The 15,799-nt window shown below is 41.7% G+C and carries 12 protein-coding genes; 9 read left to right on the plus strand and 3 right to left on the minus strand.

From position 1 onward, the window contains the following. The first annotated feature begins 58 nt into the window (after positions 1-58). Together EL144_RS08625 and EL144_RS08630 are read left to right on the plus strand one after the other, a co-directional pair. A complete protein-coding gene (locus EL144_RS08625; protein WP_232010617.1) occupies positions 59-781 on the plus strand; it encodes a M15 family metallopeptidase in 723 nt (240 codons plus the stop codon). A 254-nt stretch (positions 782-1,035) separates the two neighbouring features. Further along, entirely contained in the window at positions 1,036-2,394 is a 1,359-nt protein-coding gene (locus EL144_RS08630) for an MFS transporter (RefSeq protein WP_005700660.1), read from the plus strand. A gap of 457 nt (positions 2,395-2,851) precedes the next feature. Here EL144_RS08630 and folK read toward each other — a convergent pair whose 3' ends face one another. The 3 genes from folK to dksA form a co-directional block, all read right to left on the minus strand. After that, on the minus strand, positions 2,852-3,358 hold the full coding sequence (folK, locus tag EL144_RS08635) for a 2-amino-4-hydroxy-6-hydroxymethyldihydropteridine diphosphokinase (protein ID WP_005704177.1): 507 nt from the start codon (positions 3,356-3,358) through the stop codon (positions 2,852-2,854). Further along, positions 3,351-4,649: a polynucleotide adenylyltransferase PcnB gene (gene pcnB / locus EL144_RS08640; RefSeq protein ID WP_407923678.1), complete on the minus strand. Its 1,299-nt coding sequence runs from the start codon at positions 4,647-4,649 to the stop codon at positions 3,351-3,353. The genes folK and pcnB overlap by 8 nt, the downstream gene beginning before the upstream one ends. A 273-nt stretch (positions 4,650-4,922) precedes the next feature. Next, on the minus strand, positions 4,923-5,360 hold the full coding sequence (gene dksA / locus EL144_RS08645) for an RNA polymerase-binding protein DksA (protein ID WP_005556693.1): 438 nt from the start codon (positions 5,358-5,360) through the stop codon (positions 4,923-4,925). Between the two features lie 293 nt (positions 5,361-5,653). Here dksA and EL144_RS08650 point away from each other — a divergent pair, with 293 nt between their 5' ends. The 7 genes from EL144_RS08650 to EL144_RS08680 all read left to right on the plus strand — a co-directional run bounded on the left by EL144_RS08650 (position 5,654) and on the right by EL144_RS08680 (position 15,670). Further along, entirely contained in the window at positions 5,654-8,083 is a 2,430-nt protein-coding gene (locus EL144_RS08650) for a DNA internalization-related competence protein ComEC/Rec2 (protein ID WP_005704172.1), read from the plus strand. 44 nt (positions 8,084-8,127) lie between these two features. Next, positions 8,128-9,876: a lipid A ABC transporter ATP-binding protein/permease MsbA gene (gene msbA / locus EL144_RS08655; protein ID WP_005704171.1), complete on the plus strand. Its 1,749-nt coding sequence runs from the start codon at positions 8,128-8,130 to the stop codon at positions 9,874-9,876. An 18-nt stretch (positions 9,877-9,894) separates the two neighbouring features. Further along, entirely contained in the window at positions 9,895-10,872 is a 978-nt protein-coding gene (gene lpxK, locus EL144_RS08660) for a tetraacyldisaccharide 4'-kinase (RefSeq protein ID WP_005704170.1), read from the plus strand. Between the two features lie 98 nt (positions 10,873-10,970). Further along, on the plus strand, positions 10,971-11,150 hold the full coding sequence (locus tag EL144_RS08665; RefSeq protein WP_032995260.1) for a Trm112 family protein: 180 nt from the start codon (positions 10,971-10,973) through the stop codon (positions 11,148-11,150). A 1-nt stretch (position 11,151) separates the two neighbouring features. After that, positions 11,152-11,925, plus strand: a complete 774-nt coding sequence (gene kdsB, locus EL144_RS08670) for a 3-deoxy-manno-octulosonate cytidylyltransferase (RefSeq protein ID WP_005704168.1) — start codon at positions 11,152-11,154, stop codon at positions 11,923-11,925. Between the two features lie 221 nt (positions 11,926-12,146). Then, the gene (uvrC, locus tag EL144_RS08675; protein ID WP_044055312.1) at positions 12,147-13,976 is read left to right on the plus strand and encodes an excinuclease ABC subunit UvrC; all 1,830 of its coding nucleotides are present in this window, start codon (positions 12,147-12,149) and stop codon (positions 13,974-13,976) included. A gap of 425 nt (positions 13,977-14,401) precedes the next feature. Beyond that, positions 14,402-15,670: an NRAMP family divalent metal transporter gene (locus EL144_RS08680; RefSeq protein WP_005704165.1), complete on the plus strand. Its 1,269-nt coding sequence runs from the start codon at positions 14,402-14,404 to the stop codon at positions 15,668-15,670. Positions 15,671-15,799: the final 129 nt, after the last annotated feature.

Here is a 15,799-nt window from a genome sequence, read left to right on the forward strand (position 1 = left end):
ATAAAAAACGTTTGAAAAAATGACCGCACTTTAAATGCGAAAATAAAGGCTTTCAATAATGAAAGCCTTTCTTATATTCACTTCGACTATGAAAAAATTATTCTTTACCTCTATTTTGACTTGCATTATTAGCTTTGCACATGTCGTCACGCCTGAACAAGCTGGGCTTTGCTACCAATCAGCATACCCGAACAGCATGCAATACCAAACAGGTGAATTAATCGTTAATCGACAAAAACTACCGTTAAAAGCCTTTAATGGCGATTTTAACGCCAAATTGACTCACGGCGAATTGCTCGACCAACTTGCCCAACCTTATCCGCTAGATTTCCCAATTCCCGAACAAAATGCTGATCCCGGTAGAATTCGTAACGATGCCTTCTTTGCTGCCATGTATGGCGAAACAGAAACCGCCGTTCGCCAACATTTGGTTTCCATACGTTGGGCGCCAAGCGGGAAAAATCTGCAATTTAATCAAGTAAACGGTGCCGCGCAAGCCTTACAGGCTGTTGGTGAAAAGATCATGCAACATCCTTCATTATCCGCTTATCTCACGAAACCTGTTGGTACCTTTAATTACCGAGTCATCAGCGGCACCAAACGTCGTAGTGCACACGCCTTCGGTATCGCTATTGATTTCACTTTGCCGAACGGGCTTGGCACCTATTGGCAATGGAGCGGTTGCAAAGCGAACGCCCCTTGCGCTTATCCGCAAAAATTCATTCAAGATCCGAAACTCAAACAAATCGTCGGTATTTTTGAAAAGCATGGGTTTATCTGAGGTGGCAAATGGTATCACTACGATTCCGTCCATTTTGAATATCGTCCGGAGCTACTTCCCCCACATTGTCGAAAATAAAAAATGTCCGTATTTTTTCGTTAGTTAAACCTTTTTGAAGGTATTAAAAGTTTTACTTCTTCTCAATACTAAGTATACGTCAAAGTGTGATTTAGTTCACAAAATTACTCTTTTGTTATCAGTAAAATAATTTCACTCTATTTTTAATACCAAATTTCAATCTAAAAGGACTGATCATGAATAGTAAAATTAGCATACAGCCAACACGAATGAAAGGAATGAATCCAGCTATTTCTACTGACATTAAAAATAAATTTCTTAAGTATCAATTACATTCCTTAATAGGGGTATTCATTGGATATATGTGTTATTACATTGTACGTAATAACTTTGTACTCTCAACGCCTTATCTCGCTGAAAAATTGGAATTATCGAAAACACAAATCGGTTTACTCACATCATCCCTACTTATTACTTATGGTTGCAGCAAAGGTGCAATGAGTATTTTGGCAGACAAAGCAAACCCTCGATATTTTATGGCGCTTGGCTTGATATTGTGTATCATCATTAATATCCTAATGGGGTTTTCAACAAGCTTCTATTTATTTGTTGGATTAGTGATTTTATTAGGTATATTCCAAGGTATGGGAGTTGGTCCATCAATTATTACCGTTGGCTATTGGTATCCACGTAGCCAACGAGGTCGGGCTAGTACAACTTGGAATGTATCCCACAATCTAGGTGGTGGTATTGTTGCACCAATTGTCGGTGCTAGTTTGGCATATTTTGGTTCAGAACAGTGGGAATTTTCCACTTATGTTGTACCAAGTTTCTTTGCACTAGTTGGCGTTTTTTTAGTGTTGTGTTTTGTAAAACGTCGCCCCGCTGAAGAAAACTTACCAACTGTAGAAGAAATGTATAACGAAGAAACCGTAAATACAAAATTAAAAACACACGTAGTTGAAAAGCCGGAAAATATGAATGCCTTCCAAATTTTCTATAAATTTGTCGTGAAAAATCCAAATTCATGGTTTTTAGTTGGTGTCGATATTTTCACCTATATGGTACGTTTTGGCATGCTGACTTGGATTCCATTATATTTGTTAAAAGAAAAAGGCCTCACCAAAGCAGATATGGGAGCAGCCTTTATGATCTTTGAGTGGGCAGCAATTCCATCCACTCTAATTGCAGGTTGGCTCATTGATAAATTCTTCCGAGGCAAAATCATGTATCTTCCAATGATTTGCATGACAATTGTCTTCTTCTGTGTATTTGGATATATGAATTCTGACTCTATTTTTTCCATTATTCTTTTCTCTTCTATCGTTGGTTGTTTAGTTTACATCCCTCAATCTATGGTTGCAGTGCAAGCAATGGAAGTTATCCCAAGTTTTGCCTTAGGTTCGGCTGTTGGTTTACGGGGGTTTATGAGTTATATAGTAGGTTCGACTTTCGGTACGACTTTATTTGGTTTTGTTGTTGATAGATTTGGTTGGAATAGTGGTTTTTATACCATTATGTGCGGAGCCATAATGTGTTTCATCTTCTGTTATTTATCACATCGGGGCTTACAAAAAATTCTTAGTATGAAATAAAAACTTTAAAAAAGAAGCACCGCTATAATCGAGCGATATTTCTTATAAAAAACATATTTTTGCAGTAGTGGAACCAGGCATAGGCATCGTACTTTCTACTAGTGTGAACATTGCTATAGTGAAAGAAGGTTTTTGAAAAATTTTTCAAGGTGATCATTTCATGGTGGGGAAAAAAGAACTGAAAAAAGCAAACAATTAAAATGCCACAATCACAAAGATGAAAATGTAATCTTTACCGTACTAAGTAACACAAACCGATGTGTTACTCAATGATACCGAAAAGTACTAAATCAGCATAAGTCAAGTGCTAAATTTTGACGGTAAGCACTTTATTCAAGAAAATGCTAGAATACTGTGACTTTCGTTACATCGATTGATAACCATCATGAACAAAAGTAAATTTATCTAAAGTATACTAAATACACTTTTTTATCGGCTTATTTGAATAAAAGTGCGGTCACTTTTCTAGGTGAATTTCGCCTTTCTCTTTCACAATACTCATCTGGTGATGAGCAAACTGTTTTGCCAATTCGGAAACAGATTCTCCTTTGGGCAAAACAAGATCCGGTGCAATTTCAACGAGTGGAATCACCACGAATTCACGATGGTGCATATCATAATGAGGAACGGTAAGGCGCTCTGATTGAAGAATCTGATCGCTATAAAGCAATATATCCAAATCCAAGGTACGTTCGCCCCAACGACGCAGACGAACTCGACCTTGTTCATGTTCAATGCGTTGTAATTCATCTAATAAGACAAGAGGCGCAAGATCCGTTTCCAAACAGGCAACGGCATTGACATAATCCGGTTGATCTTGCGGACCAAGAGGTTGGCTTTGATAGAACGAACTCACAGCGATAACTTGTGTATTCGGCAGGGCATTCATGGCACGTAGCGCAGCCATTAATTGCGCCTGCGGATCGGACAAATTGCTACCTAAAGCAATATAAACCTTATTCATGAATCGCCTTCTTACTTGAACCGCTATGTTTGCGACGATGATATTTACGCTTTGGTTGATTTGGCAATGCATTCATCAGATTTTGTCGCTGTGTATCATTGCTAAACTGATATTCATGCCACCAAGTAGCCAAATCTACCGTTTCACCACCTTCAATTTCCGCACGCATTGCTAACAAGTCAAAACCGGCACGAAACTTGGTATGCTCCATGGCACGTTGCACGGATTTTTGTGTGCGTTTTAAGAACTGTAATTGCAATGACCAAATATCACGAATCACTGTAGTGTGGCGACGCGGCACGGCTAAACTGTTGCACAATAGTTCAAGCACATCATTTGATGCTAACGCGTAGGCATCATGATTATTCAATCCGCCCTCATTTTTCAGTACTTCCACCTGCTCACGCAAGGGATACCAAAAAAATGCCGCAAACAAAAACGCGGGATTAAGCGGCAGTTTATCAACTACGCGCTCATCGGTGGAGGTTAGCGAACGCAGAATCATTTTTTCTGCCATGCTGTCTTCATACTCGGTGAAATATTTGCTTAACAACGGGAAAAGCTGCTCAAATAAGCCATATTGACGCAATAACCGATAAGTTTTCACGCCATAACCAGCTTGTAATAATTTTAAACTTTCTTCAAATAAACGTGCCGGTGGAATGTTTTTCAACAAATGCGCTAATTCTTTAATTGGCATTTCACTTGGTTTATCCAAAAACATTTCCAATTTTGCCATAAACCGAATAGAACGCAGCATTCTCACGGGATCTTCCTGATAACGGGTAACAGGATCACCAATTAAACGCAATTTACCGTTTTTCAAATCCTCAATGCCATTAAAGAAATCTTTTAGAGTGTTATCTTGTGGGTTGTAATACAAGGCATTGACGCTAAAGTCCCGACGCTCCGCATCTTGTTCCAATGTACCGTACACATTGTCTCGCAGTAGCATCCCCTCTTCACTTTGTTTGGCATGTTTTTCATTGTGGCTCTCGGCATGATTGGCGCGGAATGTGGCCACCTCAATAATTTCACGTCCAAACATAATATGTGCCAAGCGGAAACGACGCCCCACCAAACGACATTGACGTTGGAAAATCTCTTGAATTTGTTCCGGACGCGCATTTGTTGCCACATCAAAATCTTTGGGTTTCTTACCAAGCAACAAATCACGCAAACAACCACCGACCACATAGGCTTCATAGCCTTGACGTTGTAGTTTTTCCACCACGGTTAACGCATTACGATTAATCATGCGTGGTGTAATGCCATGAATTGAAGCTTTAATACTGTATTTAAAATCTTTTTTATGAAGTTTTTTTTTGTTATGGGAAAGACTGTGAGCCTTATTTTTAACAGGTTCAGTTTCTATAATAGATTGTTTTTTAGATGGGACTTTAAATTCATTTTGAGCGCTAGCTTTATTCTTTATTTTTTTGCTCAAAAGATTTTTAATATAAGTAAAGATAAGACATCTCCGTTAATTACAAAAAATAAATTAAAAAGTGCGGTCATAAAATATTATGTTTTTTGACCGCACTTTTATCCATTCTGTCGTGATTTAACCGACCATTTGTTTTTCACGAATCTCCGCTAAGGTTTTACAATCAATACAAAGATCGGCGGTTGGACGCGCTTCTAAACGCTTAATACCGATTTCAACCCCACAAGACTCACAATAACCGAAATCATCAGTGTCCAATTTTTTCAATGTGCTTTCGATTTTTTTCATTAATTTACGTTCACGATCACGCGTGCGTAATTCCAAGCTAAACTCTTCTTCTTGTGTTGCTCTGTCGGATGGATCCGGGAAATTAGACGCTTCGTCTTGCATATGAGCAACGGTTCGAGACGCTTCATCTCTAATTTGATCATGCCAGGCCTGGAGGATTTTTTTGAAATGTAACACTTGGTGCTCATTCATATACTCTTCGCCTTTTTTTTCTTTGTACGGCTCAACACCGGCTAAAGCTAATAGACTCAAAGACGCTTTACTCATTTGTATCTCCTAATAAAAAATTCATCCATTTAATACTTCTAAAACCCCACAATAAGTGTTGCTTCTCTAGTTATCAAGGTAACACCGATTAAAACGGACCTAAATTTTGAAGGCGTAATAAATAACAGAACTTCCGAAAATGATCAAATGAATTTACACATCATTCTACGGTTTTCTCCGAAAATTTTTCAAATTTGCGATTCGGCCCGCATTATTTATTCCCATATTTTTTCTAACATACTTATTTCTTTCATATTAACCCTCTTTCGGATGATAAAAGTGCGGTTAAAAATGTGAATATTTCGTTAGATAAATTTGCCGGCACACTGATTTTCAGTGGGCTAACACTATTATTTTTGCCCGATAAATGGCTTTTATCGTGGCAGGTTGCATTGTATATTTTCCTCCCGTTACTATTTATAACGTTACTTTGTTACTGCTTAAAATTAACCAAGTTATTAACGCTACTCACCTATTTATTGCTGTTTCTTGCCCAGCTGGTTTATGTGCATTTCCCTGCCCTGTCACTGCTCAAACAAGCGGACAACATTGCCAATTTGCCGAAAATCCTTCACACCGAATTCACCGTACAAGAAGTGTTGAACCAACAAGAGTTTCAAACTGTAGTCATTGCCGCCAAACTCGCCGAAGACTTACCGGAACAACGTATTTATGCTCAATGGAAAGTGCCGCAAATCGTGCAAATCGGCGAACATTATGAGGGCGATTTACGTCTGCGTCCAATATCGTCCCGTTTAAACTTTAACGGCTTCGACCGCCAACAATGGTATTTCGGCAAACACATTAGCGCATGGGCAAGCGTGCAAAGTGCGGTCAAAATAAAAAACGTTTTTTCCTGGCGACAAACGGCTCTCAATAACGCCCTAAAACAAACAGAAAATCTATCCCAACAAGGTCTACTATTAGCCCTTGGTTTTGGCGAACGTGCATGGTTAGACAACGAAACTTGGCAAATTTATCAAAAAACTAATACGGCACATTTAATCGCCATTTCCGGCTTGCATATCGGCCTTGCCATGTTGCTAGGATATGGCCTGGCACGCCTATTGCAATTTTTTCTGCCAACCCGCTATCTCACGCCGACATTGCCGATACTATGCGGTTTGCTATTTGCCTTGCTTTATAGTCAGTTGGCGGGCATGGCAATTCCCACCCTGCGCGCCATGGTTGCCCTCGCTATTCTCTATGCCATTCAAGGCCTAAGGCTATACTGGACGCCTTGGCGTTTATTGTGGCGGGTGTTGGCATTATTGATTTTGATCGATCCGCTTATGTTGCTTTCTACCAGTTTCTGGCTGTCCGTCAGCGCCGTCACAAGTTTGATGATTTGGTATCAATTCTTTCCACTATCGCTATTACAATGGCGCCAATCATCCCTTACCCATTCACCATGGCACAAAGTGCGGTGGATTTTTTCGCTGTTTCATCTGCAATTGGGGCTGTTATGGTTGTTTACCCCAATTCAACTTTTCTTTTTTAACGGACTCTCTTTAAATGGCTTTATAGCCAATTTAATCGCCATGCCCATATACAGCTTTTTGTTGGTTCCCTTAGTGTTGTTTGCCGTATTCACCCAAGGCGCCTTGTATTCATGGCAGGCCGCCAATAATTTATCGGAAAAAATCACCGCACTTTTGGCTTATGGGCAAGACGGATGGCTCACGGTTTCACTTCAACAAAGTTTATGGCTAACGCTTTTGCTCACGATTGCGTTTTTAAGCGCATTACATTTTGTTTATAAAACCCCGAAACCTATCGCATCCCCCATCGAATTAGCCAAACAATCCCGTAATAAAGGATTTCATTTGAACCCCGCGCGTAAACTTGATTTAGGGTTACCAATCAAGGCGTATGCCATCGGCGGCGGATTAGTGGTGTTTTGCATTACTTCATTGATTTACCAGTCAATTTCACGCCCTCATTGGCAATTAGAAACCTTAGATGTAGGGCAAGGGCTCGCCACGTTAATCGTTAAAAATGGCAAAGGCGTGCTCTATGATACCGGCCCAAGTTGGAACGGCGGCAGCATGGCAAGATTAGAAATTTTGCCTTATTTACAACGGGAAGGTATTGAACTTGATTGGTTGATCATAAGCCATGATGACAACGATCACGCCGGCGGAGCAAAAGATATTTTAGCGGCATACCCGACTGTGAAATTCATTAGCCCGTCAGACAAAATCTATGGGGAAAAAAACGATCGCAAAATCGACCGCACTTTGTGCCAAACCGGTGAGAAATGGCATTGGCAGGGGTTAAGTTTCTCCGTACTCTCTCCCGATAATATCGTGCCAAGGGCGGAAAATAAGGATTCTTGCACACTATTACTAAGTGATGGACAACATCAAATTTTACTCACAGGCGATGCGGATCTTGGGGTGGAATATAAGATCTTGCCAAAACTTGGAAAAATTGATGTATTGCAAGTGGGACACCATGGCAGTAAAACCTCCACCGGTGAAGCGTTGGTGCGACAAACGGAACCTAAGATCGCGCTGATTTCCAGCGGACGTTGGAATCCTTGGCATTTTCCCCACAAAGACGTAGTTGCTCGTTTAAGACGACAAAATACACAAATTTATAACACGGCGGAACACGGACAAATCCGTTTATTGTTTCAGGATAAGGAGATAAAAATTCAAACTGCGCGGACAGAATTTTCGCCGTGGTATCGCAGATTAATTGGCTTACAGACGAAATAAAGGTACAATGCGCCATTATTTTTGACCTGAAGACAGAAATTATTATGCAAGATCAAGATCTTTCCACCATGCAAACCTTCAAACGTTTATGGCCCACGATCAGCCCCTACAAAACAGGTTTGATTGTTTCCGGTGTTGCGTTGGTTTTAAACGCGTTAACCGATTCCGGCTTAATTTTCTTACTTAAACCCTTATTAGACGACGGTTTCGGTAAGGCGGACGCCTCCTTTTTAAAACAGATGTCGGTTTTTGTGGTATTGCTCATTATCTTTCGTGGTATTTCAAGTTTTATTTCTAATTATTGTTTAGCATGGGTTTCCGGCAAAGTGGTTATGACCATGCGCCGTCGCTTGTTTAAGCATTTAATGTTTATGCCCGTGAGTTTTTTCGACAGTAATTCCTCCGGTAAATTACTTTCCCGTATCACCTACGATTCAGAAATGATAGCCAATGCCTCCTCCGGTTCTTTAATCACGATTGTACGCGAAGGGGCTTATTTAATTTCATTACTTTGCATCATGCTCTATACCAGCTGGCAGCTTTCTTTGGTGCTATTCATTATCGGACCGATTATCGGCATATTAATCAGCTTGGTTTCGAAAAAATTTCGCACCCTGAGTCGCAATATGCAAAATTCCATGGGTGAGCTTACGTCAACAGCAGAGCAAATGTTAAAAGGGCATAAAGTGGTGCTGTCTTTTGGTGGTCAATTAATAGAAGAAGAACGTTTCAATCATGTCAGTAACGATATGCGCCGCAAGGGCATGAAAATGACGGCAGCCGACGCAATCGCCGATCCGGTAGTGCAAATTATCGCTTCTTTCGCCTTGGCTGCAGTGCTTTATTTGGCGACATTTCCTTCTATTATGAGTCAAAACCTCAGTGCCGGGACGTTCACTGTCGTCTTCTCTTCCATGCTTGCTTTAATGCGTCCGTTAAAATCTTTAACTAATGTGAATTCCCAATTCCAACGTGGTATGGCGGCCTGTCAAACGCTGTTCGGCATTTTGGATATGGAAACGGAAAAAGACACCGGTACCTATAAAGCAGAAAAAGTGAAAGGTGAAATTGAATTTAAAAACGTAACATTTAGCTATCAAGGTAAAGAAGAGTTAGCATTAGATAACATTTCTTTCCACATTCCTCATGGCAAAACAGTTGCCTTGGTGGGACGCTCCGGCTCGGGGAAATCCACTATCGCCAATTTAGTGACCCGTTTCTATGATGTGACACAAGGTGAAATCCTATTAGACGGCGTCAATATCCAAGATTATCGTTTGTCCGATTTACGCGAAAATTGCGCAGTGGTATCCCAACAAGTACACTTGTTTAACGACACTATTGCCAACAATATTGCGTATGCGGCAAAAGACAAATACAGTCGTGAAGAAATTATTAACGCGGCAAAAGCAGCGCACGCGATGGAATTTATCGACCATTTGGAAAACGGTTTGGATACCGTTATCGGCGAAAACGGAGCCAGTTTATCGGGTGGTCAACGCCAGCGTTTAGCCATCGCCCGTGCTTTGTTGCGTAATTCACCGGTATTAATTTTAGACGAAGCCACATCCGCCTTAGATACGGAATCGGAACGTGCCATTCAAGCGGCATTGGAGGAAATCCAAAAAGATCGTACCGTTTTAGTGATCGCTCATCGTTTATCTACCATTGAAAAAGCCGATGAAATCTTGGTGATTGAGCACGGCCAAATCAAAGAACGCGGCAACCATAAAGAATTATTGGCACAAGGCGGTGCTTACAAACAATTGTATAATATGCAATTCAGTCAATAACTTTATTAAGGAGAAACAATGCAGTTTTGGTATTCCCGTTCGTGGATAGCATGGCTACTCTGCCCTTTCTCCCTGTTATTTTGGTTGATTACTACCGTTCGCCGCGCTCTGTTTCGTTTAAATCTACTGAAATCTTACCGCGCGTCAATTCCCGTAGTGATTGTTGGTAACCTATCCGTAGGCGGCAATGGCAAAACACCGGCGGTAATTTGGTTGGTGCAGGAACTGACTAAGTGCGGTCTGAATGTAGGGGTAATTTCACGCGGTTACGGAAGCAAAGCCAAAAATTATCCTCTGTTGATTACACCAACTAGCGATCCAATTGAAGCCGGTGATGAACCCGTCCTCATTGCCGCCCGTACACAAGCTCCCGTTTGTATTTCACCAAATCGCCAACAAGCTATTGAATGTTTATTACAACACACCAAGTGTGATGTCATTATTAGCGATGACGGTTTACAACACTACAAACTCCAACGGGATTTTGAACTGGTGATCATGGATGCGAAACGTGGTTTGGGCAATGGTTTCTTGTTACCGGCTGGCCCATTACGGGAGCTTCCAAGCCGTTTAAAAAATGTGGACATCATCATCACTAACGGTTCGGAAAACCAATACAGCGATGCCGTAATGACCTTAAAACCGCAATATGCCGTGAATTTAGTCACAAAAGCACAGCGTCCGTTAAATGAATTTAGCCAAGCTACCGCTATCGCCGGAATCGGTAATCCACCGCGTTTTTTCACGATGTTACAACAACATGGTATTCAATTAATGGAAACGCAGGCCTTTCAGGATCATCAATCATTTAGCCCCGAACTTTTTGCAAAATTCGACAAAAATCGACCGCTCTTAATGACGGAAAAAGACGCTGTAAAATGCATGACGTTTGCAGAAGAACATTGGTGGTATGTGCCGGTAACGACAGAAATCCAAGGCGAAAAAGCACAACAATTTATCCAAAAAATCGTACAAAAGTGTGGTCAAAAAATGTGAAATATTTTCAACGTTGGCTACCCTAACGGTTCTTTCGGGGTGAACAGGCTAACGAATGAGCTTGTGAATAAAAATAAACACAAATCGAGATCAATATGATGAATGGGAAATTATTAGAAATCGTGGCTTGCCCGACCTGCCACGGACGTTTGGAATACGAAGAGCAACATCAACGTTTAATTTGTCGTTTTGAAAAACTTGCTTACCCGATTAAAAACGGCATTCCGGTATTATTGGCGGAACAAGCGGAAACATTAAGCCCATCAGAGGAAAAGTAACATGACCCAATTTACTGTTATTATACCCGCCCGCTATGCTTCAAGCCGTTTGCCGGGAAAACCGTTGGCAGATATTGCCGGCAAACCGATGATTCAACATGTTTTTGAACAAGCCAAACAATCAGGCTCAACCCGCGTGATTATCGCCACCGACAACGACCTGGTGGCTGCCGCCGCCAAAAATTTTGGTGCAGAAGTGTGCATGACGGCAGAAAGCCACAATTCCGGTACGGAACGCTTGGCGGAGGTGGTTGAAAAACTGGCGATTCCCGACAACGAAATCATCGTTAACATCCAAGGCGACGAACCCCTCATTCCACCGGTTATCGTAAAACAAGTGGCAGAAAATCTCTCTAAATACCCTGTCAACATGGCAAGCCTTGCGGTCAATATCGACGAGGCTGAGGAATTATTTAATCCCAACGTGGTGAAAGTACTGACCGACAAAGACGGCTATGTGCTTTATTTCTCCCGCGCGGTGATTCCTTGGGATCGCGATCAATTTGCGCAAATGGATGACGTAGCAAAATTGCAACTGAACACACAATACTTACGCCATATTGGGATTTATGCTTATCGCGCCGGTTTCATTAAACAATATGTGCAATGGCAACCGACAGCACTAGAACACATCGAAAAACTGGAACAGCTACGCGTGCTTTGGAACGGCGAAAAAATTCATGTAGAACTCGCCAAAGAAGTGCCGGCTGTGGGCGTGGATACAGCCGAAGATCTGGAAAAAGTGCGGTCGATTTTGGCGAAGAAATCGCATTAACACGCCCTCTCACCCTCTTTAAAAAAGAGGGATGGGGGGATTTGACAGACGGAATTAACGTAGAAAATAATGTATTTCTCAATGCAATTAAGCAATTTACAATTATGCCCCCAATAACCGCTGGCGCGCGTTTCCTAACTCGTGCCTAAAATCGATAAACATAATGACCAGCACACGCTAGGAAGCGTGCGCGATCAAAAGAGATCTTTCCTGTGCCTGATATCACTTTCGACGCAAAAAAATTCCTCGCTAACGTACCGCACTTACCGGGCGTTTATCGTATGTATGACGATAGCAACACGGTGATTTATGTAGGCAAGGCGAAAGATCTGAAAAAACGCTTATCCAGTTATTTTCGTAAGCAGTTAAACAGCAAAAAAACGGAAGCGTTGGTGGCATCAATTCATCATATTGAAACCACGATTACCACCTCGGAAACAGAAGCACTCCTGCTTGAACACAATTACATCAAAACCTATCAACCGCGTTATAACGTGTTGTTACGCGATGATAAATCTTATCCATATATTTTATTAACCAAAGAAACGCATCCTCGTATTACGTCTTATCGTGGCTCGAAAAAAATCCAAGGGGAATATTTCGGCCCTTATCCCAATGCCGGCGCGGTACGTGAGACCTTGTCTTTGTTGCAAAAGCTGTTCCCTATTCGGCAATGTGAAAACTCCGTGTATAACAACCGCTCACGCCCTTGTTTGCAATATCAAATCGGGCGTTGTCTTGCCCCCTGCGTAAAAGGTTATGTGACAGACGAAGCCTATGCGCAGCAAGTGAATTTTGCCCGCTTGTTCTTACAGGGTAAAGATCAACAAGTGTTAGATCATTTGGTAAAACAAATGGAACAGGCAAGTCAGCAACTGAATTTTGAAGAGGCGGCACGGATTCGCGATCAAATTCAGGCGGTACGCGCGGTAATTGAAAAACAATTTGTCGCCAACGATCGCCACGATGACATTGATATTATCGCCATCGCCTACCAACTTGGTGTGGCTTGCGTGCAGGTGTTGTTTATACGTCAAGGTAAGATTTTGGGAAATCGTAGCTACTTCCCGAAAGTACCAAGTAATACCAATCTGGCAGAACTCACTGAAACCTTTGTTGGGCAATTTTATTTACAGGCACACCAAGGCAGAACTATTCCGAACACCATTATCGTGGATCAAAAACTGGAAGAAAAAGCCGATTTGGAAACCTTGTTAAGCGACCAAGCGGGGCGCAAAGTTATCATTCAAGATCATGCCAAAGGTGATAAAAGCAAATACCTGCAACTCGCACAAATGAATGCCAAAGCCGCGTTAGTGACCAAGTTAAAACAATCTACCTTGCAACATGATCGCTATGCCGCCCTGCAGGAGTTACTCGGCATTGATGTTATCAAACGCATGGAATGTTTTGATATCAGCCACACGATGGGTGAACAAACCATCGCTTCCTGCGTAGTCTTCAGTCAAGACGGACCGCTAAAATCCGATTACCGTCGTTTTAACATCAGCGGCATTACCAAAGGCGATGACTACGCAGCCATGGAACAGGCACTGTTAAAACGCTACGACAAAGATTTGGAAGAAGACAAAATCCCCGACATTATTTTTATTGACGGCGGCAAAGGACAACTCAACCGTGCGTTACAAGTGTTTGAAAATCTCAAGGTAAAATGGAATAAAAACCGACCGCACTTAATTGGCGTTGCCAAAGGCGTCGATCGTCGTGCAGGCTTGGAAACCCTAATTTTAAGCAAATGGGATAAAGAATTGCATTTGCCATCGGATAGCCTCGCGCTCCATTTAATCCAACATATCCGCGATGAAAGCCACAATCACGCTATCAGCGGACACCGAAAGAAACGCCAACAACATTTCACCCAAAGCGGATTAGAAAGCATCGAAGGCGTGGGCGCCAAACGTCGCCAAGCCCTCCTCAAATACCTCGGCGGCTTACAAGGTGTTAAAAATGCCACTCTCGATGAAATTGCCTCCGTCCCTGGCATTTCAAAAGCTCTGGCAGAAAAGATTTTTGAGACGTTGCAGCATTAGATTAGAAAGAAAAGCGCGGTCAAAAATGCAGGTATTTTTCAAAATTATGTGGCAGTTGCACAAAGCTGGAATTACGGTCACTGAGCTTGTCGAAGTGTGAGTAATTTCAGCTTCTCCACCTCACAAAACTCATGCTTCGACAAGCTCAGCAACCGTTTTGTGTATTTGCTACATAATACCGATATTTTTGACCGCTCTTTCTTTTTAAATAAAAAATTTTATTCACTGAAATAAATCAATTTTTTGGTACGATTGTTTAGCATCGCTTTCTATTTCGAAGTTATTATCTAAAATTTGGTAATTATTAGTTTTTTACTCTACAATTCCTTCTTGTACAGAATTTTATTTTCTTTACTGAGTTGTTAAATTCTATTATAAATGAGTCCTTTTTCGTATTTTATAGTCAATTGATAAGAGAACATTTTATGAGTGAAGTTTCAAATTCAGTAGAAAAATCTACATGGGCGAGTAAATTCGCCGCCTTAGGTCCAGGAATCGTCATGGCATCGGCTGCCGTTGGTGGTTCGCATATTATTGCGTCCACCCAAGCCGGTGCGATTTATGGTTGGGAATTAGTGAGCATTGTGATTCTTGCTAATTTATTCAAATACCCTTTCTTCCGTTTCGGCGTGCAATATACCTTAGATACCGGCAATACCTTGTTGGAAGGTTATCGTCAAAAAGGGAAATTCTATTTGTGGTTGTTCCTTGCGCTGAACATCTTTGCTACGGTGATTAACACTGCGGCAGTGGGCTTATTAACCGCCGCGATCTTAACCTTTATCATCCCTATTCCGTTGCCAATGCCGGTGTTGAGCTCATTGGTAATTGTCGTGATTACCGGCATTTTATTGTTAGGGAAATACCGCTTATTAGACAGCTTATCGAAAATCATCATGATCGCATTAACCGTAACAACGGTTAGCGCCGTGGTGATTGCATTCATGCGTAATGGTATGCAAGGTGTCGCACCGGCAGATTTCGTTGCGCCTTCCCCGTGGGAATTAAGTAAATTAGCCTTTTTGGTGGCGTTAATGGGCTGGATGCCGGCGCCGATTGAGATTTCGGCAATTAACTCCATGTGGGTGGTGGCAAAACGTCGCTTGACCAAAGTGTCTTATCAAGACGGTTTGTTTGACTTTAACGTGGGTTACATCGGCACCGCGATTTTAGCGGTTGTGTTCTTAGCACTTGGGGCGTTGGTACAATTCGGTTCACCTGAAACCGTAGAAATGGTGGGCGGTAAATATATCGCACAATTAATCAACATGTATGCCAGCACCATTGGTGAATGGGCGCGTTTATTGATCGCCGTCATCGCTTTCATGTGTATGTTTGGTACGACCATTACCGTTATCGACGGCTATTCCCGTACCAACGTAGAATCCTTGCGTTTATTACTTGGTAAACACGAAAGCGCGGTAAGAACCTTAAACATTGCCATGGTGCTTGCCGCGGCCTCCGGATTGGCGATTATTTTCTACTTTAATAACGCCGTTGGCCCGATGTTGAAATTTGCCATGATCGCTTCCTTTGTTTCTGCGCCGATATTTGCATGGTTAAACTTATCCTTAACCATGAAAGCCAAACATAGCGTGAAAGGTGGATTATTGTGGTTATCCTTTATCGGCTTATTCTATTTAACTGCCTTTGCCGCATTATTTATTGCCCAGCAAGCCGGTTGGTTAGGCTAAAACCGACCACTCTTTGAAAAGCAGATCAAAGTGCGGTCGATTTTCAAAATGTTTTTTACTTCAAAAAACGCCAAGAAAATCGACCACACGATTGTAGCTCTCATTATAGAGGAAAATGCCTAAGAAATT

The organism is Aggregatibacter aphrophilus ATCC 33389, assembly GCF_900636915.1.
GTDB classification, from domain to species: Bacteria; Pseudomonadota; Gammaproteobacteria; order Enterobacterales; family Pasteurellaceae; genus Aggregatibacter; species Aggregatibacter aphrophilus.